Origin of the sequence: Methylophilus rhizosphaerae (assembly GCF_900100975.1) — a bacterium.
Taxonomy (GTDB): Bacteria; Pseudomonadota; Gammaproteobacteria; order Burkholderiales; family Methylophilaceae; genus Methylophilus; species Methylophilus rhizosphaerae.
This window is the reverse complement of sequence record NZ_FNFX01000007.1, coordinates 1-19,702: the sequence shown is the minus strand read 5'-3', so window position 1 is coordinate 19,702 and position 19,702 is coordinate 1. Positions and strand designations below refer to the sequence as shown.

At 63.4% G+C, this 19,702-nt stretch carries 25 protein-coding genes; 13 read left to right on the top strand and 12 right to left on the bottom strand.

Annotated features, from left to right (window positions below; genetic code table 11):
* Positions 1-165 precede the first annotated feature (165 nt).
* From BLP53_RS13365 to BLP53_RS13350, 4 genes are read right to left on the bottom strand one after another with little or no spacing between them, the layout of a single operon-like run.
* Positions 166-558: a hypothetical protein gene (locus tag BLP53_RS13365; protein ID WP_091473202.1), complete on the bottom strand. Its 393-nt coding sequence runs from the start codon at positions 556-558 to the stop codon at positions 166-168.
* A gap of 10 nt (positions 559-568) precedes the next feature.
* On the bottom strand, positions 569-3,094 hold the full coding sequence (locus tag BLP53_RS13360) for a type IV secretory system conjugative DNA transfer family protein (protein WP_091473199.1): 2,526 nt from the start codon (positions 3,092-3,094) through the stop codon (positions 569-571).
* Positions 3,095-3,126: 32 nt separating this feature from the next.
* Complete coding sequence (locus BLP53_RS13355) at positions 3,127-3,348, bottom strand: conjugal transfer protein TraD (RefSeq protein WP_091473196.1); 222 nt, start codon at positions 3,346-3,348, stop codon at positions 3,127-3,129.
* A gap of 22 nt (positions 3,349-3,370) precedes the next feature.
* On the bottom strand, positions 3,371-3,622 hold the full coding sequence (locus BLP53_RS13350) for a TraC family protein (RefSeq protein ID WP_034008306.1): 252 nt from the start codon (positions 3,620-3,622) through the stop codon (positions 3,371-3,373).
* 192 nt (positions 3,623-3,814) lie between these two features.
* On the opposite strand from BLP53_RS13350, the gene traA reads away from it, so the two are divergent.
* The 5 genes from traA to BLP53_RS13325 all read left to right on the top strand — a co-directional run bounded on the left by traA (position 3,815) and on the right by BLP53_RS13325 (position 9,283).
* Positions 3,815-7,162 carry a Ti-type conjugative transfer relaxase TraA gene (gene traA, locus BLP53_RS13345; RefSeq protein ID WP_091473193.1) on the top strand — a complete coding sequence of 1,116 codons (3,348 nt, stop codon included), beginning with the start codon at positions 3,815-3,817 and terminating at the stop codon, positions 7,160-7,162.
* Positions 7,163-7,246: 84 nt separating this feature from the next.
* On the top strand, positions 7,247-7,636 hold the full coding sequence (locus tag BLP53_RS13340; RefSeq protein WP_034008304.1) for a hypothetical protein: 390 nt from the start codon (positions 7,247-7,249) through the stop codon (positions 7,634-7,636).
* Positions 7,637-7,708: 72 nt separating this feature from the next.
* Positions 7,709-7,927, top strand: coding sequence for a hypothetical protein (locus BLP53_RS13335; protein WP_034008302.1), 219 nt, complete (start codon positions 7,709-7,711; stop codon positions 7,925-7,927).
* Positions 7,914-8,849: a S1C family serine protease gene (locus BLP53_RS13330; protein ID WP_034008301.1), complete on the top strand. Its 936-nt coding sequence runs from the start codon at positions 7,914-7,916 to the stop codon at positions 8,847-8,849. Before BLP53_RS13335 ends, BLP53_RS13330 begins: the two co-directional genes overlap by 14 nt.
* A gap of 95 nt (positions 8,850-8,944) precedes the next feature.
* A complete protein-coding gene (locus BLP53_RS13325) occupies positions 8,945-9,283 on the top strand; it encodes a hypothetical protein (protein ID WP_034008300.1) in 339 nt (112 codons plus the stop codon).
* 62 nt (positions 9,284-9,345) lie between these two features.
* Here BLP53_RS13325 and BLP53_RS13950 read toward each other — a convergent pair whose 3' ends face one another.
* The 3 genes from BLP53_RS13950 to BLP53_RS13315 are packed head-to-tail and all read right to left on the bottom strand — an operon-like array spanning position 9,346 to position 9,974.
* Positions 9,346-9,552, bottom strand: a complete 207-nt coding sequence (locus BLP53_RS13950; RefSeq protein ID WP_019372681.1) for a hypothetical protein — start codon at positions 9,550-9,552, stop codon at positions 9,346-9,348.
* Positions 9,549-9,725, bottom strand: coding sequence for a hypothetical protein (locus BLP53_RS13710; RefSeq protein WP_176755304.1), 177 nt, complete (start codon positions 9,723-9,725; stop codon positions 9,549-9,551). Before BLP53_RS13710 ends, BLP53_RS13950 begins: the two co-directional genes overlap by 4 nt.
* Before the next feature lie 27 nt (positions 9,726-9,752).
* Positions 9,753-9,974 (bottom strand): hypothetical protein, encoded by a 222-nt coding sequence (locus BLP53_RS13315; RefSeq protein WP_091473189.1) that lies wholly within the window; start codon positions 9,972-9,974, stop codon positions 9,753-9,755.
* Positions 9,975-9,985: 11 nt separating this feature from the next.
* On the opposite strand from BLP53_RS13315, the gene BLP53_RS13310 reads away from it, so the two are divergent.
* A complete protein-coding gene (locus BLP53_RS13310; RefSeq protein WP_006949122.1) occupies positions 9,986-10,750 on the top strand; it encodes an IS6 family transposase in 765 nt (254 codons plus the stop codon).
* A 314-nt stretch (positions 10,751-11,064) separates the two neighbouring features.
* Here the strand turns inward: BLP53_RS13310 and BLP53_RS13305 are convergent, their stop codons facing one another.
* The 5 genes from BLP53_RS13305 to BLP53_RS13285 form a co-directional block, all read right to left on the bottom strand.
* Complete coding sequence (locus BLP53_RS13305) at positions 11,065-11,448, bottom strand: cupin domain-containing protein (protein ID WP_020817911.1); 384 nt, start codon at positions 11,446-11,448, stop codon at positions 11,065-11,067.
* A gap of 239 nt (positions 11,449-11,687) precedes the next feature.
* Entirely contained in the window at positions 11,688-12,464 is a 777-nt protein-coding gene (locus tag BLP53_RS13300) for a flavin monoamine oxidase family protein (RefSeq protein WP_281203203.1), read from the bottom strand.
* A gap of 141 nt (positions 12,465-12,605) precedes the next feature.
* Positions 12,606-13,142, bottom strand: coding sequence for a hypothetical protein (locus BLP53_RS13730; protein WP_003159187.1), 537 nt, complete (start codon positions 13,140-13,142; stop codon positions 12,606-12,608).
* Between the two features lie 11 nt (positions 13,143-13,153).
* Entirely contained in the window at positions 13,154-13,549 is a 396-nt protein-coding gene (locus tag BLP53_RS13290; protein WP_003159186.1) for a type II toxin-antitoxin system VapC family toxin, read from the bottom strand.
* A complete protein-coding gene (locus BLP53_RS13285) occupies positions 13,546-13,797 on the bottom strand; it encodes an AbrB/MazE/SpoVT family DNA-binding domain-containing protein (protein ID WP_003108276.1) in 252 nt (83 codons plus the stop codon). Before BLP53_RS13285 ends, BLP53_RS13290 begins: the two co-directional genes overlap by 4 nt.
* Positions 13,798-13,978: 181 nt before the next feature.
* On the opposite strand from BLP53_RS13285, the gene BLP53_RS13280 reads away from it, so the two are divergent.
* The 7 genes from BLP53_RS13280 to BLP53_RS13245 all read left to right on the top strand — a co-directional run bounded on the left by BLP53_RS13280 (position 13,979) and on the right by BLP53_RS13245 (position 19,601).
* Positions 13,979-14,545: a recombinase family protein gene (locus BLP53_RS13280; RefSeq protein WP_003159185.1), complete on the top strand. Its 567-nt coding sequence runs from the start codon at positions 13,979-13,981 to the stop codon at positions 14,543-14,545.
* A gap of 122 nt (positions 14,546-14,667) precedes the next feature.
* A complete protein-coding gene (locus tag BLP53_RS13275) occupies positions 14,668-15,333 on the top strand; it encodes a recombinase family protein (RefSeq protein ID WP_034008293.1) in 666 nt (221 codons plus the stop codon).
* Positions 15,330-15,623 (top strand): hypothetical protein, encoded by a 294-nt coding sequence (locus tag BLP53_RS13270; protein ID WP_176755303.1) that lies wholly within the window; start codon positions 15,330-15,332, stop codon positions 15,621-15,623. Before BLP53_RS13275 ends, BLP53_RS13270 begins: the two co-directional genes overlap by 4 nt.
* 81 nt (positions 15,624-15,704) lie before the next feature.
* Positions 15,705-16,337, top strand: a complete 633-nt coding sequence (gene parA, locus BLP53_RS13265) for a ParA family partition ATPase (protein WP_034008291.1) — start codon at positions 15,705-15,707, stop codon at positions 16,335-16,337.
* 20 nt (positions 16,338-16,357) lie between these two features.
* On the top strand, positions 16,358-16,582 hold the full coding sequence (locus tag BLP53_RS13260) for a plasmid partition protein ParG (protein WP_003159117.1): 225 nt from the start codon (positions 16,358-16,360) through the stop codon (positions 16,580-16,582).
* A 53-nt stretch (positions 16,583-16,635) separates the two neighbouring features.
* Positions 16,636-17,754 carry a replication initiator protein A gene (locus BLP53_RS13255; protein WP_034008288.1) on the top strand — a complete coding sequence of 373 codons (1,119 nt, stop codon included), beginning with the start codon at positions 16,636-16,638 and terminating at the stop codon, positions 17,752-17,754.
* 935 nt (positions 17,755-18,689) lie between these two features.
* Positions 18,690-19,601, top strand: coding sequence for a DNA-binding protein (locus BLP53_RS13245; RefSeq protein WP_034008286.1), 912 nt, complete (start codon positions 18,690-18,692; stop codon positions 19,599-19,601).
* Positions 19,602-19,702 lie beyond the last annotated feature (101 nt).

The following is a 19,702-nucleotide window of genomic DNA, read 5'->3' as shown; positions in this document are numbered from 1 at the left end:
CCTTAAGTGTCAAGATCAGCCGCCGCAGCGCGAACGGGCAGGGAACAAGTGAAGAAAAGGCCGGGAACGCTTGCGCGTTTTCCGGCCCGATATTGACACTTGAGGGGCGGCCGACTTTAGTCGCCAAAATCATTTACTCAAAAGAGTAAAAAATCAAACGCTCTTTTACTCTTTTCTGCGCTGCTGGCGAAATGCGGCCAGGTCGATCACGTCCGCCGTGCGCCTGGCGGCTGCCTGCATCGGCGTGGGCGATTTGACCCCGGCCGGTGCCGGGCTGGCCTTCGGCCGGAACTGCCGCCACAGCTCCGCGAAGAACGACCAGGCGAAGATGAAGGGCAGCAGCGGCAGCACCAGGACGAAGCCGACCAGGCGGGCCAGGCCGAGGCCGACAGGTCGTAGGAACGCCAGCGGCCGCCGCAGCAGATCGAGCAGCAGGCCGCCGACCAGCCACACCGGCGCGGCCAGGACGAACACCGCAGCGAACAGGGCAGGGAACAGCCGGCGCAGGAACCACGCCAGTGCGATGACGCCGAGAACCGCCGCGATGATGCCCGCCATACATCACCCCTTAGCTATGGTAGGGGTTCGCATCGAACCGCCCGGCATATTCGGCATCGGCAAGGTAGTTCAGCCGGTCGAGCAGGTAGGGCCGTTCGCCGCGCACCAGGACAATCGGATGCTCCGGCCCCAGGCGCATGACCTCATCCGGCGTCAGCAGCTCGCGGCCGGTGAATTGCTGGCTGGTGCCGGTGCTCTTGCCCCGGTTCATCGAGCCGCTGCCGCCCGATAGGCCGCTACCGCTGTTCTTGCCGGTGTTTTCCGTCTCAAACTCAATCGTGGCTTTGCCCAGGCTGTCGCTGATGTATTTGGCCGTGTCGTAATCGTCCGTGCCAAAGAACGACTTGGCGCTGTTCGCCAGGAAGGTTTGCCACTTCGGATAGGTGCCCTTGAGCTGCGACAGGTCTTGAATGAACACCCAGAAGGCCAGGCCGTAGCCGCGCAGCAGTGAAACGGCATCCTCAATCTGTTTCATGTAGCCGAGCTGGCCGAACTCATCGAGCAAGAAGGCGACACGGTGCGCGGGCTGCACGTTGCTGGACGTGATGGCCGCAATTACCGAGCTGATGAACAAGCGCAGGAAGCGGGCATTAGGCCCGATGCGATTGGCGGGCATGACAAGATAAACCGTCATGGCCGTGGCTTTGATTTCCGACAGATCGAAGTCGGAGCGCGACAGCGCGGCCGACACTCGCGGGTCATCGAGAAACGCCGTATTCCGGCGGGCCGTCGAAAGCACGGAACCGCGCTCTTTGTCTGCCATGCCCATGAGCGTATTTGCCGCTCTGGCCGGGATGCCGAAGGCCGCCGTATCGTCATACGTCATTTCTGCCAGCATGACGGAGAAATCATCTTCCCCGGCCGTCAGCAGCCGCCGAAGCTCGCCCAGGTTCCGGCGCTCTTTGTCGTCCAGGCCGGCAACGTGCAGCATCAAGCCCTGCAAGAAATTCTTGGCGCTTTCATCGAAATGCACGGCATCGCCCTTGCTTTCGGCGATCACCAGGGCGTCGGCCAGGATGGCCGATTCACTCACGCAATCCGGGTTCCACACGTCGAGCCTGTCCAGCACGTTGAATGCCGCGCCACCGTCACCATTGACGGCGAAAGGATCGACAACATGGACAGCCTGGCCGAGCGCCCGGCGGGCGCGTGCCGTCACGGCCGCGTTTTCGCCCTTCACGTCCAGCACAAGGGCCGAGCCGGGATAGTCCAGCAGGTTCGGAATCACCGCGCCAATGCCTTTGCCGGAGCCGGTCGGGGCCACGGTCACGACATGGCCGGTAAAGCGGAAACGCTGATCGAGGCCGGCGGGCGCATCCGATACCCGGCCAAGGGCGAAGCCGCCCGGCTTGCCAGGCGCGACCAGGTGGCCGCCCTGGCGGATTTCATCGACCGTTCCCCAACGGGCCGAGCCGTGCGAACCCAGCGGATGCGTGCTGCTGTTATCGACCGCCGCGACCGCCGCACCGGCGGCGGCAACTGGCCCGGACGGTTGCACCTGGCCGCGCAGGTTTTCAATCGTTGCGCCGAGGATGCGCAGCCGCTTTCCTGTCGGAGACTCCGCGCCGACCAGGCCCGCGAGCCAGCCGAACACCCGGCCCGCGTTCAGATACGTTGCCACTGTTCCGGCGACCGTCGCGGCGAGGATGAACCAGCCCGGAATGAACGGCGCGAACACGAACAGAAGCAACATGCCGACCGATGGAACGAGGAAGGCCAGGCCAACGGCCGTGCCGACCGTCACAGGGTTCTGCCGCCGCTTGTGCGCCAGCCACGCGCCGACAAAGCAGACCGTGACCAGGTAGAACAACCAGCCGCCGAAAGCTGCCTTGATGCGCTCGCCGAAGCCCCCGAAATAGCCGCCCACGGTCGAGCCGCCGAGCTGTTCCATGCGTTCCGCGCCGCGCTGCTGCACTTGGGCGCGATACTCCGCAAGAATCGTTTCCGCTTGGGCCGTTCCGATGCCCTTGCCGAACTCAACGCCTCGCGTCACGGACTGCTGCACGACATTGACGCCGGCCGTTGCCGCCGCCGCTGGCCGTTCGCCGTCCAGGCCCGCCAGAATCCGGGCGCTGAAATCGTCCAAGCTACCGGCCGAGGAAAGGCCCGCATTCTGCAAGAACAAGCCCAGGTCATTGCGATACAAGCTAAGGATGTTTGCCGCGCCTGGCGCGTTCCGGTTCGCCAGTGCAGCGGCTTCCAGCTCTTTCAGCACTGGCAGCAATTCGGCCCACTTGTCGCGGTAGGCTTGCCAGTTCCCGGCGTTCGTCGCCATCGCCAAATCCTGCTGCCCAACGTCCAGGGCTTGCAGGCTGTTTTCCCACTTCTGGAATGCAGCTTCTTGCGCATCACAAATGCGCTTCACCCAGGCATCCGCATCTGCCGCGCCGTAGAACTTCGCGGCCTCTGCCGCCGGGTTGCATTCAGGGAAAACCCGGGCGTGCGCCGTGTTCGCCAACGACAGCACGAACGCCCCGAAAAGCACCGCTATGACAGCGGCCCACAATCTCGAAAATAAATCTTCTGCGTCCATCATTATTCACCTCTATGTCAGGTTGAAATTGACGGCTAGGAACGGTTGCCGCCGTCCTCTCCATCATCGGAAAAAGCCTCATCGCCTGCCGCCTCAAAGCGTGCTTTTGTGGCGTCACCATTCGGCCCGTTGAGCGCACCGGCCGCGAGGGTCAAAGCGCCCAAAATCACGGAAGCCGGATAGTCCGACATGCCGGACTTGATGACCAAGCCGCCGAGCTGGATTTTCCGGCGGGCATCTTCTCTCCTGGCGTTCATCCGAAGGCGTCCTAAATCTCGCTCAATCTGCGCTAGGCGTTGCCGCCATCGGGGCAGCTTGCTTGCCTTCGCTTTTGCGAAATTTCGAGGCGATAGCCTCAAACTCCTTCCGCAATGAAGCGTCGTCTATGTCGAGATCACCGAGGCCAGCGGCAAGGGCAATCTTGCCGATGCGTTCAGCGGCCTTGCTTTCCAGTTCGGCCAGTTCGGCCTTGATGCGGTTCAGTTCGGCCAGCTTGTCGGCCTTGCGTTCGGATAACGTCTTGCGTGCCATCGTCATAGCTCCTTTCGAGATTGTGGGTTATGCGCACACGATCTTACCATCGGCGAGGCTAGCGGGGAAGGCACGGCGCTGGTATAGTCATGGAGCGAAAGCGAAATGCGCACTTACGGGTTGCTGCGCAACCCTCATGCGGCCGGGGATACCCCGGCACCCCTTTTTAGCGGCTAAAACGCCAAGGAAAAAATGGCGATCTACCACTTGAACACGCACACGATAGGACGGGCGGCCGGGCATAGCGCCGTGGCCGCTGCCGCCTATCGTTCCGCGTCGTCGCTGGTAGATGAGCGCACCGGCGAAGTGTTCGACTTCACCCGCAAAGGCGGCGTGTTGTCGTCCGAGATAGTCACGCCCGCAGGCGTGCCGGTTCCCGAGCGTGCCGCCTTGTGGAATGCCGCCGAGACCGCCGAGAAGCGAAAAGATGCGCGAGTGGCCCGAGAGTGGCGGGCGGCCCTGCCGCATGAGCTGAACGAAGCCGACCGTAAAGAGCTGGCAACGCGCATGGGGCAGGCTATCGCAGACCGCTACGGCGTGGCCGTGGATGTGTGCATTCACGCACCAGACAAGGAGGGCGACGACCGGAATTTTCACGTTCATATGCTGGCGACCACGCGCACCATTCAGGCCGATGGAACGCTAGGCGCGAAGGCCGTCATTGAGCTGGCGAACAAAGACAGGCAGAAAGCGGGCATTCCTGGCACAAGCCAGGGCGACATCATCGAGATTCGCCAGCAGTGGGCCGAGCTAACAAACGAGGCGCTAGAGCGGGCCGGAATCAGCGCCCGCGTAGATCATCGCAGCTATGCAGATCAGGGCGTAGAACTCACACCAACCAAGCACATCGGCAGCGATGCCGTGGCGATGGACAGGCGCGGCCTGGAGGCCGACCGCATCGACATTCACAACGCCGACCGGCAGGAGCAGGCGCGGCAGATTGTCGAGCGGCCGGAGATCATCCTAGACAAGCTCACGGCCACGCAAGCGGTATTCACGCGCCGCGATATTGCCGCAGAGCTGAACCGCTACATTGACGATGCCGACCAGTTCCAGGGCTTGCTTGCCAGGCTGGAAAATTCGCCGCTTCTGGTCGAGATGGAACCGGCCAACGGGCGCGACCCGGCGAAGTTCTCTACCCGCGAAATGATCGACACCGAGCGTGGCATGGTGGACAGTGCCGAGCGCCTGGCGAGAACCGGCAGGCATGGCGTTTCCGGCCCCATCACGAACGCGGCGATTGACGGCGCAGGCACCCTATCGGCAGAGCAGCAAAACGCCGTCCGGCACGTTCTCAAGCCGGGCAGCCTGGCCGTGGTCATCGGCGACGCCGGCACAGGCAAATCGTTCTCGATGAAGGTTGCACGCGAGGCATGGCAAGCGCAGGGCTTCAACGTGCGCGGCGCGGCCCTGGCGGGCAAGGCGGCCGACGAATTGCAGGCGGGCAGCGGCATCGACAGCCGCACGCTGGCATCCCTTGAATTTGCCTGGAAGAACGGAAAAGACAAACTCACTTCCCGCGATGTTCTGGTGATCGACGAAGCGGGCATGATCGGCAGCCGCCAGCTTGGCCGCGTGCTGAAAGCCGCCGAGCAGGCCGGGGCAAAAGTCGTCCTGCTGGGCGACGACAAGCAGCTTGCCGCCATAGAGGCGGGCGCGGCTTTCCGTGGCGTGGTGCAGCATGTCGGCGCGGCAGAAATCACCGAAGTTCGACGCCAGAAACTCGCCTGGATGCGCGAGGCCGGCCAGGAGCTTGCACGCGGTTCCGTGGCCGATGGCCTGGCGGCCTATGCCGAGCGCGGGCACGTCAAAATCCATGACAGCCGAGCCGCCGCCCGCGACAGCCTGGCGGCCGCCTATGTCGGCGACCAGGGCAAGGGTAGCCAGATCATCCTTGCCCACAGCAATAAGGACGTGCAGGCGCTCAATGAAGCCGTGCGGCAGGCCCGCAAGGAACGCGGCGAGCTGCGCGGCACGGCCCGCTTTATGACCGAGCGTGGCGGCCGGGAATTTGCCCCAGGCGACCGCATCGTGTTCCTGAGAAACGACCGTGATCTAGGCGTGAAAAATGGCACCCTTGGCACCGTCGAGCGTGCCGAAGATGGAAGCCTGGCCGTGCGTCTGGACAGCGGCGAAGCGCGGCAGGTGCAGGCGTCCCAATATGCGGCTGTCGATTATGGTTATGCCGTCACGATTCACAAGGCCCAGGGTGTCACCGTCGATAGGGCTTACCTGCTGGCGACCCCTGGCATGGATAGGAGCCTTGCCTATGTCGGAATGACCCGGCACCGCGAGGCGGCGACCCTGTTTGCAGGAGCCGACGACTTCACCGACCGCCGCGCCGGCCGCCTGGTCGATCATGGCGCAGCGCCCTACGAGAACAAGCCGGAGAACCGGGCCAGCTACTTTGCCACCTTGGAGAACGACAAGGGCGAGCGGCACACAATTTGGGGCGTCGATCTTGAACGCGCCATTGCGGCCAGCGGCGCGAAGCGCGGCGACCGTATCGGCCTGGAACATGGCGGCTCTGAAACCGTGCGCCTGCCGGACGGCACCACCGCCGAGCGCAACACCTGGCACGTTCGCGGCGCGGCCGAGCTGGCCGCCGGGAAGCTGGCCCAGGTGCTGGGCCGCGAGCGTCCGAAGGAAAGCACCTTGGACTTTGCCGACCGTCGCGGATTCGACGGGGAAAGCGTGGTGCGCCGTTGGCTGGAACGCGGCCGGGCGAAGGTGGCCGAGCTGGCCGGGAAGATGCGCGACGGCCTGCGCCGCAACCTGGAACGCCACGGCCGCCCCGACCTCATGCCCGCGACCGACATTGCCGGCACGCCGACCGTGCAGCGGCCGCAGCAGATCGAGCGCACGCCAGAGGACGAGAAGAAGCGCCGGGCGGCCGAGATCGCGGCGAAGTTCCGGCAGCAGGTCAGCGAGGAACGCGGCGAGCAGGTAGCGCCGCAGCAGCGGCCCCAGGCCGAACGCCCGGCACCCGACCCGCTGGCCGGATTCCGCGCCGGTGTCGAGCGTGCCGAGGCGGCCGGCGGCGGCCTGGCGCTGGACGTGGCGAAGGCGCAGCTTGCCGTCGCCCAGGAGTTCCAGGCGGCCGGGAAAGACCCCCGGCACCATTCGGCGGCCATCATGCAGGAAGGCCAGCAACGGGCCTTTGCGAGCCTGGCGCAGCCGTCCCAGGCCAAGGCCGAGCCGGAGCGCCCGGCGGTCGTCCAGGTCAGCGAACAAGACCGCAAGCGGGCAGAGGCGCACGCCAAGATGGAAGTCAGCCAGTTCCGGGCGCTGGCGGTGAAGCGGCAGGCAGGCTTTGCGGGCTACTCCGACCGCAACCCGAGCGCCTGGCGCGAGCTGCCGGACGAGCTGCGCGGGCGTATCGAGAGGTTCAACGCAATGCCGAAGGAGCGCCAGGCCGTCGAGCTGGACAAGATGCAGCGCGAGCTTGCCGACAGGTATGCACGCAACCCGCAAGAGATCACGCGCAGCCGACAGCGGCAGCGCGAGCAGGAACGCGGCCGCGATGGTTTCAGTAGATAAGAAAAATGTTTTTACTCATTTGCTCATTGTGATATGATGCAATGAGTAAATGATATTTTATGTTTTACGCCAGGAGGAACGACGATGAGCACCGAACCGACGAACGAAGAACTTGCCAAGGGCTACGCCAAGCAGATCGAGCAGGCCCAGGAGCGCCGCGAGGCGAAAGACCAGGAGCGGCTAGAGCGGCACGGCCAGGCGGCCGCGCTGGCGTCGCAGGCCATCGAGGCCGAGCAGCCGAACGGCAGGCAGCCCCAGGGCTTCGAGCTGGACGCGCAGAACCAGGACAGCGCAGAGCAGCGCCAGGAGCGCAACGAGATCAACGGCCAGCAGGCGCGGACGCTGGCAAAAGAATTGAACCGGGACAACGAGAGCGGGGACGCCGTGAAACAGGCGCGTATCCGCGAGATCGCAGAACGGTTCAAGGAGAAGGCGGCACGCGACCGCGAGCAGGAGCGCGGTTTCAGCCGCTAAAAAGCGGCGCAAGGGACGGCGGCAACCGACCCGAGCGCCTGACCACAACCCACCTGACATAGAGGTGAAATCATGGCTACTTCCAATGTTACCGGCCGGACAGAACCCGGTATATCGAAATATTGCATCACCTTCGGCGTATCGCTGGCCGCGCTCATCCTGGCCGGTGGCGTGCTGGTCTTTTCCTACTGGCAGCACGTCGAGCTGCTGCATGAGGGCGACCGCGTAGGCACGCGCCTGGAACGCTTGGGCCTGATCGACCGGGAGGGCGCACAGCATGAGCCGCGCTAAAACTTGGCGGCGTGCCGCCCTTGCAACCTACATCGCCGCTGGCGCTGCATTGACCCTGGCGGGCTACACCGTGGCGACCACAGCCGCGAACGCCAACACCCTGCGCGACACGCGGGAGCGCATCGAGGACTTCCAGCGCGAGCAAACCGCCATTGCCGAGAACGCGATAAGCGCGGCCAGCGTGCGGCGCGGCACCCTGCCCCCCGACACCCGGCCGCCTGTCGCACCGGCCTGGCCCGAGCTGGCCGAGCGCGCCATGCCGTCCGTTGTCGCCCTGGCGGGCATCGACAAGCCCTATGGCACCGGACAGAACAATCACGCCTGGCGCATCCCTGGCGTTCAACAGAACGCGGCCACGGCCGCCCTCACCCGCGTTCGCGCCTGGCATCGGGATTGGCCGAAAGAGGATGCCAAGCGGCGGCAGCGCATCATCTGCGGCGGCGTGGCCGTCGAAGGAAACAAGGTGCTGACCGTGGCCCATTGCGTCGAAGGTCAGGAAGCATTGAGCGTGCGCACCGCCGCCGGCGAGTGGCGCGAGGCCCGCGTGATCGGCGCGGACATTTCCCGCGACGTGGCGCTGATCGAGATCGAGGGCGACCCCCTGCCCCCGATTCCGGTTGCTGGCGTCATGCCCCGCCAGGGGCAGGACGTGATGGCGATCGGTTCGCCAGGCGGCTACGGCTTCGCCGTGGGCGTGGGCATCGTCGCGTGGTATGGCCGCGATGCCGCGATGCTTTCCCCCGATGATTTCATGCTGGTGACGGCTTCAATCATCGGCGGAAACTCGGGCGGCGTTGTCGTGAACACCAGGGGCGAAGCCGTTTCACTGGTGAGCTATGGCTATGGCATCTACACGCAGACCGTGCCGATAGACCGCGCCCAGGCAGTTGCGGCCGAGATCGAGCGCCGCGTCGTGCGGTAAGCCCTGCACAGAACCCGAAGGCCGGGCGCTGCGCCCAGGTCGATACCGGACGCCGCCGGCGTTCCGATGAACCCCCAACCTTTGGAGCAACAGCTATGAAACTTCGCAATTCCTTCCCGCTGGCGGCCGTGGCCGCCCTTCTCATGGCTTCGACCGCGCACGCCGGCCAGGATGCCGACGCGGCCCGCTTTTCGATCATGGCCCCTGTCCAGGCGGCTTATGACGCCTACCAGGTCACGGCGAGCCGGGCGCAGAACACAATGGACAGCATCGAGGCCGAGCTACGCGAACCCGGCTTGTCGGCCGAGCGGCGCGAGCTGCTGGCGGTGTCGCTTGCCACCCTTCGCGCCCGCGAGGCGGCCGCATTGGAGAGGCTGCACGCTGAATCAGCCTTGGCACAGTTGAAGATGGCAGACTGGAACGCGAGCCGGTAACGGTGACCAGGAACAAGAAGGGCGGCCAGTAGCCGCCCTTTTCACGTCTGGATCTTGCATCGTCATTCCTGGCGATGAGATCCACCGGCGCGGCCGTCATCGTCGGAACTGGCGATGTTGGCCAGCCCCTCGCCTTCCAGGGTTTCACAGGCCGGCCACTCGCGGCCAACGGCGGGCGCATCGACCCATTCCCGTTCTTCGGGCGGCAGCGGCTGCGAATAGTCGGATTCGGCCAGCAGCTCATCGAGCGTGTAGCGCGGGCGGCTCATCGGCGGGCCTCATCGAGCCAGGCCAGCGTTTCAGCTTCGCGGGCGGCCACGCGGGCCACCAGCTCGCGCACCAGGGCGGCCAGGCTCATGCCGTGCGCTGCCGCGACGGCGGCAGCTTCGGCTTTCACGTCCGCAGGAACGGCGGCGCTGATGGTGGCGGTTTCGCGGCTCACGTCTTTTCCTTTTCTCGGCTGCAACCTTTAGCCTAGAGCGGCCTCAATAGCGGTTTTATAGACGTTTTCATCCGGCAAGGTGACGTTGTTGAACGCCTCTTGCACCTTGTAAACCGTGGTCGAATGTGGCGGCAGTGCTTTCAGCGGCACCGTGGCCCCGTCGATGATGCCGGCTTCTTCGTGTTCATAGGCAAGGGCTCTGTTGCAAACTCTGACACGGTTTCCAAGATTGGGCTCATGTACTGTCAAGGTCAGTTGCGATGAACGATTTCAAAGGACGGCATTTTACCGGCGAGGTCATCCTATGGGCGGTGCGCTGGTATTGTCGATACGGCATCAGCTACCGTGATCTCGAGGAAATGCTGTCCGAGCGTGGGATCGATGTCGATCATACGACGATCTATCGCTGGGTGCAGCGCTACGCGCCGGAGATGGAGAAGCGTCTCCGCTGGTTCTGGCGGCGCGGCTTTGATCCGAGCTGGCGTCTGGATGAGACCTACGTAAAGGTGCGGGGCAAATGGACCTACCTGTACCGGGCGGTCGACAAACGGGGCGACACGATTGATTTCTATCTGTCATCGACACGCAGCGCCAAAGCGGCGAAGCGCTTTCTGGGCAAAGCTCTTCGTGGCCTGAAGGACTGGGAAAAGCCGGCCAAACTCAATACCGACAAGGCACCCAGCTACGGCGCAGCAATCGCTGAGCTGAAACGCGAAGGCAAACTGGCGGCGGAAACCGAGCACCGGCAGGTGAAATATCTGAACAACGTGCTCGAGGCCGACCACGGCAAGCTGAAGATGCTGATCAAGCCGGTACGTGGCTTCAAGTCGATGCCAACGGCCTACGCCACGATCAAGGGCTTCGAGGTCATGCGCGCCCTACGCAAAGGACAGGCCCAGGCATGGTGCCTGCAGCCAGGTATCATGGGGGAGGTGCGCCTGGTTGAAAGAGCATTCGGAATTGGACCCTCGGCCCTGACCGAAACCATGATTATGCTCAATAAGCATTTCGCCAATGCTGCCTAATCCCCCAACTGGGTGACGCCGCGCGGCCGTGCCCCATGTTTGCAACAGAGCCAGCAGATCTATATCTGTGATAAACTCCGCTGAGCGCTCCATGGATAAACTCCAATCCCAGATCCACAAAAAACGCAGAATCTCAGATCAGAGCTATGCACAAAAGGTGGGAGCAGAGCACCGCTTACTTTGTAAGTCTCATTAGTAGCTCCATATCCTACGGTTGATTTCATCAGCCCCAGGAGCGCAGCTGTGTATCGCCTGGCCATGGACCATGAAGATCAGGCCCAAGCTGCCGGCGTCCGCGCCCTTGGGTTTTGCGCTCAGTCCAGCTCAAACACCCAAGGCGAATCCTGGAAGATGAAGAACAGCGCGGGCTCGTCATCACTCATATTGTTCGTCTCGTGGGGCTCGTCTTTCGCGAAGGAAAAGACATCCCCCGGGCCAAGCGTATCGTTGGTCTTTGCGTTTCCAGGGACCGGGTGCGCCACTGCGCCACTGATCACAATCCCTGTTAGCGGAGCGGTGTAATGATGGAGCGGAAGCCGGACACCGGCATCAAGACGAATGAGTGTGCCATGCGCACCCTTCGTAAAGTCGCCCACAACCGGCGCCGCGCCCACGCCTTCCATGGCTGGCAAAAACGTCCGGCTATCCAGTTTAGTGAAGACAGTCTCCCCTAGCGCCAGTACACTTATCTTTTTCATCCTTTATCTCCTCAATGGTTTTGACGGCCGAAACAGACCGCATCAGTATTGGTGTGGTCAGCAGCCATTATGATCGTATGGCATGCGTCACCTATAGAGAAATTGTATCTCCGAATGTTACTAATAGCGTGTAGATATAAATGGATTTCGTTGTGTTCGGAGACGGTCTGGCCTCAACGCGACGTTGAAGCGTCAAACGGGTTCCAGACGCTACCGACACTAGCGGGCCATTGACCCGCCTAGTCGAACTCCCAGCTCATATTCGCGGTTCGTGGGTTCGCACCTGTCGTCTGAGCCGCCCCGGGTTTTCCCGTCTGGGTGACGCTATCGCAGAACAGTAATGCAGATTCGATGGCGCCCTCCATTAGGCCCCCATTTGTGCGAGACGCCTCAGTGGCAATAAAGTGCAAGCGATCATCCCATATCGGCGTCCAATCCCTGATCCTCCCATATAATGATGGGTTGGACACGGGCTTGCGGTCTTCAGGCGATGCGCAGTGGGTTTCGTTGCTCCAATCCAGCATATGAATGCTTAAGGGATTTGCGCCATCTGGACCAAACAGAGCGCCAAGCTGTCGAATAACAAGGTCCTCCAGTGCCTGCTTTCCAAGGCTCTCTCGTTTTGCGGCGTCGAATTTTACGAACCCCAAAATAGCGCCAATCTCGCCATCGGAAGGAGAGGCATCATGAAACTCCGCGAGCGGGCCCTGCATACTCAATCCGCCGCCCGAAAGGCCCTGATGACACCAAAACGGTTGCTCATACACCGCAAGGACTTTCGCATGCGGCGCCATCCAGGTCGGCGTTCTTCCTAGCAACCCCATGACGGGCTCAGGCAAACTCGGCTGATACGATAGCCCACACGCCAAGCGGGGCGGAACGGCGACGGCACATATGTCCCCTTCCGCAGCAATTTCGTTTCCGTCCTGAACAGCATGAACCTGAACCAGGTCACCTGTAAGAGACATTCCCGTTACTTCCGCTGTCGTTTTCAGAAGGCGACTGCACCAGTTCACTGGGCTGGCCGCCGTGTGTGCATAGAACTTCTGACCGGGAACGGTCAGAAGTTCTATGCACGAAGCGCCGCGAGAGATCGGAATTGCTCAGAACTCTTGTGCACGGCGCGACAAAGCCGGAACCGCCGAAAATTCCGGCGATCAACCGGCAAGCTGCTTGATGCGCTCGGCCAGGCGGCCGAAAGCCTCGTTCACGTATTCCAGCACCTTGGGTTCTGCGCCCTGCGTGCGCAGCGAGTCTTTGAAGGCTTCCAGGTCGGACAGCCATTGCCGATGCAGGCGGCCCAGCTCGTCGAGCTGAGGCCGGAAGTCTTGGAGACTGCCGCTCGCACGAAACGCCTGGTAGCCACGCTCAAGCGTGGCCGCCGTGGTCAGCAGTTGCGCGCCCATTTGCTTGTGCTGTTCGGAGAACTCGGCCATGCCGTCATAGGGCCGCGAAGCCTTGCGGCGCTCGGCTTCGGATGCCTCTTCCATGATGCGGGCGTAGCGGTAGAACCCTGGGAACTCGCGGGACAGCGCCATGAGCTGCTGATCGGATGTGCCGACCCAAATCCTGTGCAGGTCAGGCCCGTACCCCATCATGCGATTGATGATGGCATGGGCCTCGCTGACACCCTGGGCGGCAAGCTGCTGCATGTGTTGGTCGATCTTCGCGGCCAGTCGGCGGAATTCGTTCATGCTCATGTCCGTCACAAAAGGCGCGTTGATTGCCCTTGCGCCGTGAGAAGTGCCACCGCCTTCTTATCGAAGGAAACGAAGGTTTCCCCGCCAAGCCAGTTGCCTTCGTAGGCAATGACGCCATCGGCAAAGTCTCCGCCCGCGTCGAGCACCAGCAAGCCAGCCTCCACGGCAGGCCGGTTCACTTCCACATTCGCGGCGGCCAGTAGTGCCCGGATCGCGCTGGCCGCGTCGGCTTGCTGGAAGCCGTAGACACGCAGCAGCACCCAAACAAATTCGCATAGGCACGGCAGCGCGACCGCGATCAACTCGGCGTCGGTCAAGACTGCGGCGGCAACGTCCGCTTGTGCGGGATCGTCACGCACAACCGCACGCACAAGGACGTTGGTATCGACTGCGACCTTCATTGCTTACCTGCCCAGCCTTGCGCCGCCGCCTCGTTGATTTCTTCGATGGTGGCAACCTTCTGCGTCTTGCCCGCGAGCAGGCCGACAAAGCTGGCTATCGTCCCTGCGGGCCGTGCCGCCTTGAGCACGCCCCGACCGTCTGGCAACAAGTCCAGCTCGATCTTGTCGCCTGGCCTGATGCCGAGGTGTTGCAGTACGTCCTTCCGAAACGTCACTTGTCCCCGTGCGGTAACGGTCAATGTGGTCATGGTGGTTTGCCCTCGCAATCAAGGTTGATGCTTCACATAGTAATGAAAAAATGCCTTACCGTCAATGTCCGTCAAACGATCATTAGTCGGCCATGCCGGACACTGTCCAGCAAAGTTATTGCACAACGGGTTGTCGGACATTAAGATAGGCGGACGGAATGACGGACAAGAGAGGCGGCAAATGGCACTGATCGGCTATGCGCGGGTATCGACGGCGGAACAGGACACCGCCTTGCAGACGGATGCGCTACGCAAGGCAGGCTGCGAGCGCGTTTTCGAGGACACGGCTTCCGGGGCCAAGGCCGACCGCCCCGGCTTGGCTGATGCGCTGGCCTACCTGCGCGACGGCGACGTGCTGGCCGTCTGGCGGCTGGATCGGCTCGGGCGCTCTATGCCGCACCTAATCGAAACGATAGGCGCGCTGGAAGCGCGAGGCGTCGGCTTCCGTTCTCTGACGGAAGCCATCGACACCACCACGCCAGGCGGGCGGCTCATCTTCCACGTGTTCGGCGCGCTGGGCCAGTTCGAGCGCGACTTGATCCGCGAGCGCACCAAGGCCGGGTTGACTGCCGCCGCCGCTCGTGGGAGGAAGGGCGGGCGAAAGCCGGTTGTCACCGCCGACAAGTTGCAGCGAGCGCGGGAGCACATCGCCAACGGGCTTAATGTCCGAGAGGCCGCTACACGGCTCAAGGTGAGCAAGACGGCCCTGTACACCGCGCTGCAATCCACCAGTGCAGCCGACTCCTGATATTCCGTGCAGTCGTCTTCTGAAAATGACAGCCCTACCCTCTTTCCTGGCGTCATCGTGTTGCAAAAATCAGTCGCAAATAGTTTATTATTTGCGACGATATTTGCAACGAAGGGCGCACCATGAAAGACAAGCCGATGATCGGTTACGCCAGGGTATCGACCGACGACCAGGATTTGACGAACCAACGCGCAGAGCTGCACGCCGCCGGCTGCACGCGCATCTTTGCCGAGAAGATCACCGGCACCCATGCCAAGCGGCCGGAGCTGGGCCGGATGCTTGACCACCTACGCGCCGGCGACGTGGTGACGGTCACGCGGCTGGACAGGCTGGCCCGTAGCACCCGCGACCTGCTGGACATAGCCGAGCAGTTGCAGGCGAAAGGCGCGGGCCTGCGCTCGCTGGCCGAACCGTGGGCAGACACCACCACTCCGGCCGGGCGCATGGTGCTAACCGTGTTTGCCGGCATCGCCGAGTTCGAGCGTTCCCTAATCATCGACCGCACCAGGAACGGCCGCGAGGCGGCCAAGGCGCGAGGCGTGCAGTTCGGCCGCCGCCCTACGCTCACCCCCGGCCAGGTCGAACACGCCCGCGAGCTGCTGGGCGCTGGCCGCACGGCGGCCGAAACGGCCGAGCTGCTGGGCGTGCATCGGGCAACCCTTTACCGGGCGCTGCGCGGCCAGGAAACCAGCCAGGCCGAGGCCCGCCGGCGCGGCGCGTTTGTTGAGGACGCATTGACCGAGGCCGACGCGCTGGCCGCCGGCGACCAGGAGGGCATGAAGGAATGAGAAACGGACACTATCCCCTGCCCCCGCTTCGGCCGGAGCTGCAAGCCGCGCTCGATGAGATGAGCGCCAAGGGCGATTACTTCGCCTATGCCGTGTGCCGCACTTGGGACGGCCAGGCGTGGGAAGTGAACACCAGGCAAGGCGGCATGTGCTTTGCGCTCGATGGTCGCTACCTCGACCACGACGAGGCGATGGCCGCCGGCGCGGCCTGGCTGCTGGAACAGCTCGACCGCGAGCCGACCGACGATGAGGCAGCCTATCGGGCGCTATGGGAAAGCATGGGGAAATGATGAAAAACACCTTTACTCATTCGCTCATTATGTTATGATGCAATGAGTAAATTATCATTTGCATGACCACCAGGAGAGCGCATGAAAGTCATTGCCGTGCTGAACCAGAAGGGCGGTTCAGGAAAGACCACCATCGCCACGCACCTAGCCCGCGCCCTGCAACTCGACGGCGCGGACGTGTTGCTTGTCGATTCCGACCCCCAGGGCAGCGCCCGCGATTGGGCCGCCGTGCGGGAAGATCAACCGCTAACCGTGGTCGGCATCGACCGACCAACCATTGACCGGGATGTGAAGAACGTGGCCCGCAAGGTGGATTTCGTCGTGATCGACGGAGCGCCCCAGGCGGCCGACCTGGCCGTGTCGGCCATCAAGGCGGCCGACTTCGTGCTGATTCCGGTGCAGCCATCGCCCTACGACATTTGGGCCACGGCCGACCTTGTGGAGCTGGTCAAGCAGCGTATCGAAGTCACGGACGGGAAGCTGCAAGCGGCTTTCGTGGTATCCAGGGCGATCAAGGGCACCCGCATTGGCGGCGAGGTTGCCGACGCGCTGGCCGGCTACGCGCTTCCCATCCTTGATGCCCGCATCACGCAGCGCGTGAGCTATCCCGGCACGGCGGCCGCCGGCACGACCGTTCTTGAATCCGAGCCGGACGGCGATGCAGCGGCCGAGGTTCGCGCTCTGGCCGCCGAGATCAAACAGAAACTCAATTGAGCTTTTGAGGAAATGAAAAAATGAGCAAGCCCACAACCGCACTCACCGCCGGCCGCCCGAGCGCACGCACCGACAAGGCGCGGGCCGCGACCCTTGCCAGCCTGGCCGACGACGCCGGCGGCATGAAGCGCGTCAATTTCGAGCTACCCGCCGAACAGCACGCGAAGCTGAAAATCTACGCCACGAAGCAGGGCAAGAGCATCAAAGATGTGCTGTCCGAGTATGTCGCCAGTCTGCCGGATTGACGCTCAAAAGCATATTTACTCATTTGAATTTTAGCGGCTAAAGGGGCGGCACCATGAACAACGAGCGCGGGAAGGGGCCGCAGCAGATCGGCGAGGCCCTGGGCGACCTGGACAAATCACTTGCGAGGTTGAAGGCCGCGCACGACGCGCAGCGCCAGAAGCGCATCGAGGCGGCCGCCAGGCCGGGCGAATCCTGGGAGCAGGCCGCCGCCAGACTGCGCGAGGAAGAAGCTAGGGCCGAGCGTGAGCGCAGTTCCGGCTCCGTTAAATCGCCCCCCCCCGCATCGAGCATCCGCAAGCCGCCGAGGGGAGACGAACAGCCAGACTTCTTTGTCCCGACGCTCTATGACGTGGGCACAAAGGATTCCCGCAGCATCATGGACGTGGCCGTGTTCCGTCTTTCCAAGAAGGACCGGCGAGCGGGCGAGGTCATTAACTACACCCTGCCCGATGGTCATGTCACCGTGTCGGCAGGCGCGGCCGGCATGGCTTCGGTGTGGGATTACGACTTGGTGTTAATGGCCGTGTCCCACCTCACAGAGTCAATGAACCGCTACAGGGAAGGGAAGGGAGCGAAGCCTGGCCGCGTGTTCCGGCCGCACGTTGCGGACGTGTTGAAGTTCTGCCGACGAGCGGACGGCGGCAAACAGAAAGACGACCTGGTGGAAACCTGCATCCGGCTCAACACCACGCACGTTGCGGTTCAGCGCACCAGGAAGGCCAAGAACGGCCGCACGGTGACGGTATCCGAGGGCGAGGCCCTGATTAGCCGCTACAAGGTCATCAAGAGCGAGAGCGGCAAGCCCGAATACATCGAGATCGAGCTGGCCGATTGGATGTACCGCGAGATCACGGAGGGCAAGAACCCGGACGTGCTGACCGTTCATCCCGACTACTTCCTGATAGACCCAGGCATTGGCCGTTTCGTCTATCGCCTGGCTCGCCGCGCAGCGGGCAAGAGCGCCGCAAAGTGGGCCTTCCAGACGATCTACGACCGCAGCGGCAGCGCAGGCAAGTTCAAGGAGTTCTGCCGCATCTTGCGCAACATCATCCAGGCCAACGACTTGCCGGAGTACGAGCTGCGCGAGGAAGCCGGGCAGGGCGGCCCGCTGCTGGTGATGACCCACCGCGACCATGCCGATGCAGAGCTGCCACCGCCTGCCGGTGTGTAATGTACGGAGGGAGAGGGCCAAGAGTCCGTCAAAAGTTTAGCTGAACCCCGCTTTGATCGGTTCCGACCCTCTCGCCTGTGGATAGCCCGTACTTTGCACACCGAAACCCGTACATTACCCACCCGCTTCCGTACTTTGCACACCGAAAGCCGTACATTACCCACCGGGCACATGCGCAACCCATTGATTCATATGAGAAAAACCGCAATTTTCCCGGCTAAAACTCTTTAAAACATATAAAAACTCTTAAAACCCGCCTGGCTTGTGCATAAGTCGCAGCCAGATCGACCCGCCCAAGCGTCCTACGGACGCGCCTACCCTCCGGTCGCTTCGCTCCCTTCGCCCCGCCGCTTCGCGTCGGCCTGCGCCTTCGGCGTGGCACCCCTGCGGGGTTCCCCCGGCTTCGCCGGCTCCCCCTCCGGCAATCGTGCTGGCCTACGGCCAGACTGTTTGCCAAGGGCGCGGCACGCCGCGCCGGTGGCAACTCCACCGCCTGCGCCCTCATCCGGCGCCGTGCACGCTGAAAGGCCGCAAAAAGCGGTTTAGCAGGGAAAAGCGGCTTGCCGAGGCCGTGCCTCACATCGACCGACAGCGCGGGCGGAAAGGCCGCAGGTTGAACGCCAAGAGAAAAGCCGACAGCCAAGCGACCGAGCTGGCCAGCATCGCCATTCCCGACGAGGACGGCCCGGAACCACACCCAGGCCGCGCAGGAGCGCCCAGGAAGCCCGAAACCGGGCGAGGGTAGGGATAGGTGCCGCCGACCCCGGAAAACGCCACCACGGCCCGCACAGGGCCAAATTTCGACCCCGACGCGCTCCCGGCCGGGCTGGCCCAGGCCCGGCGCGTAGTATTTCGCCGCAGGGCTTGTAAATTGTAGTATGTAGTAGTATCATACAACCTACTACAACGCTACATTTCATACAGGAGCAACCGCTATGGCAGTCACGAAAGAGCAGATTTTTTCCGCCGCCGACGAGCTGGCCGCCAGCGGTCAGCGCCCGACGCTTGAGGCCATCCGCCAGATCACCGGCGGCAGCTATACGACGATCAGCCCGGCCCTGAACGAATGGAAGGCCCGCCAGGTCACGGCGGCCGCGCCCCTGCGCGAGCCTGCGCCCCAGGCCGTCGCCGACCGCCTGGCCGAGCTGGGCAGCGACCTATGGACAATCGCCCTCGACCTGGCGAACGCCCGGCTTGCCGTTGAGCGGGAAGGGTTGGAAAAGGCCCGCGCCGAGCTGGAAGCCGACAGGGCCGAGGCGACCGAGCTTGCCGACCGCCTGGCCGCCCAGGTCGATGATCTGCAATCCCGCCTGGCGTCCATCGAGGCCGCCGAAGCGGCCGCACGCGGCGAAGCCAACAAACTGCGCGGCCAACTGGCCGCCGCCCAGGAACAGGCGCACACGGCCGAGGCCCGCGCCCAGGAAATCGAGCGCCGCGCCGGCGAGCTGCGCACGGAACTGGACAGAGCGCACCAGGACGCCGACCAGGCACGCGGGGCGCTGGCCGAACAGCAGAAGGCCAGCCAGGCCGCCGCCGCTCAACTCGACCAGGTGCGCGGCGAACTGGCGAAGGTGCAGGCCAAGGCCCAGGCCGACCAGGAAGCGCAGCAGGAACAGCGCAAGCAGGCGGCCGCCGAGGCGCACCGCATGGCCGAACGCCTCACCACCGCCCAGGCCGAGCGCGACCAGGCCACGAAGGCGGCCGCACAGGCCCGCGAGGAAGCCGCCCGCCTGGCCGGGCAGCTCGACACGCTCAAAGAACAATCGGCCGCGCTGCTGGCCCGCATCACGCCGCCGCCGGCGGCCGAGGCGAAGCCGACAAGGAAGAAGCCCGGCAGCGGCGAGTGATCGGCCCCTTAAGTGTCAAGATCAGCCGCCGCAGCGCGAACGGGCAGGGAACAAGTGAAGAAAAGGCCGGGAACGCTTGCGCGTTTTCCGGCCCGATATTG

Coding starts and splice junctions, on each gene's coding strand:
- BLP53_RS13335 (WP_034008302.1), top strand. CDS start 7,709: ATGGCTACTTCCAATGTTACCGGCCGGACAGAACCCGGTATATCGAAA.
- BLP53_RS13290 (WP_003159186.1), bottom strand. CDS start 13,549: ATGAAGGTCGCAGTCGATACCAACGTCCTTGTGCGTGCGGTTGTGCGT.
- BLP53_RS13260 (WP_003159117.1), top strand. CDS start 16,358: ATGAGCAAGCCCACAACCGCACTCACCGCCGGCCGCCCGAGCGCACGC.
- BLP53_RS13355 (WP_091473196.1), bottom strand. CDS start 3,348: ATGAACGCCAGGAGAGAAGATGCCCGCCGGAAAATCCAGCTCGGCGGC.
- BLP53_RS13255 (WP_034008288.1), top strand. CDS start 16,636: ATGAACAACGAGCGCGGGAAGGGGCCGCAGCAGATCGGCGAGGCCCTG.
- BLP53_RS13275 (WP_034008293.1), top strand. CDS start 14,668: ATGAAAGACAAGCCGATGATCGGTTACGCCAGGGTATCGACCGACGAC.
- BLP53_RS13365 (WP_091473202.1), bottom strand. CDS start 558: ATGGCGGGCATCATCGCGGCGGTTCTCGGCGTCATCGCACTGGCGTGG.
- BLP53_RS13325 (WP_034008300.1), top strand. CDS start 8,945: ATGAAACTTCGCAATTCCTTCCCGCTGGCGGCCGTGGCCGCCCTTCTC.
- BLP53_RS13310 (WP_006949122.1), top strand. CDS start 9,986: ATGAACGATTTCAAAGGACGGCATTTTACCGGCGAGGTCATCCTATGG.
- traA (WP_091473193.1), top strand. CDS start 3,815: ATGGCGATCTACCACTTGAACACGCACACGATAGGACGGGCGGCCGGG.
- BLP53_RS13245 (WP_034008286.1), top strand. CDS start 18,690: ATGGCAGTCACGAAAGAGCAGATTTTTTCCGCCGCCGACGAGCTGGCC.
- BLP53_RS13360 (WP_091473199.1), bottom strand. CDS start 3,094: ATGATGGACGCAGAAGATTTATTTTCGAGATTGTGGGCCGCTGTCATA.
- BLP53_RS13340 (WP_034008304.1), top strand. CDS start 7,247: ATGAGCACCGAACCGACGAACGAAGAACTTGCCAAGGGCTACGCCAAG.
- parA (WP_034008291.1), top strand. CDS start 15,705: ATGAAAGTCATTGCCGTGCTGAACCAGAAGGGCGGTTCAGGAAAGACC.
- BLP53_RS13350 (WP_034008306.1), bottom strand. CDS start 3,622: ATGGCACGCAAGACGTTATCCGAACGCAAGGCCGACAAGCTGGCCGAA.
- BLP53_RS13330 (WP_034008301.1), top strand. CDS start 7,914: ATGAGCCGCGCTAAAACTTGGCGGCGTGCCGCCCTTGCAACCTACATC.
- BLP53_RS13285 (WP_003108276.1), bottom strand. CDS start 13,797: ATGACCACATTGACCGTTACCGCACGGGGACAAGTGACGTTTCGGAAG.
- BLP53_RS13305 (WP_020817911.1), bottom strand. CDS start 11,448: ATGAAAAAGATAAGTGTACTGGCGCTAGGGGAGACTGTCTTCACTAAA.
- BLP53_RS13270 (WP_176755303.1), top strand. CDS start 15,330: ATGAGAAACGGACACTATCCCCTGCCCCCGCTTCGGCCGGAGCTGCAA.
- BLP53_RS13730 (WP_003159187.1), bottom strand. CDS start 13,142: ATGAACGAATTCCGCCGACTGGCCGCGAAGATCGACCAACACATGCAG.
- BLP53_RS13280 (WP_003159185.1), top strand. CDS start 13,979: ATGGCACTGATCGGCTATGCGCGGGTATCGACGGCGGAACAGGACACC.
- BLP53_RS13950 (WP_019372681.1), bottom strand. CDS start 9,552: ATGAGCCGCCCGCGCTACACGCTCGATGAGCTGCTGGCCGAATCCGAC.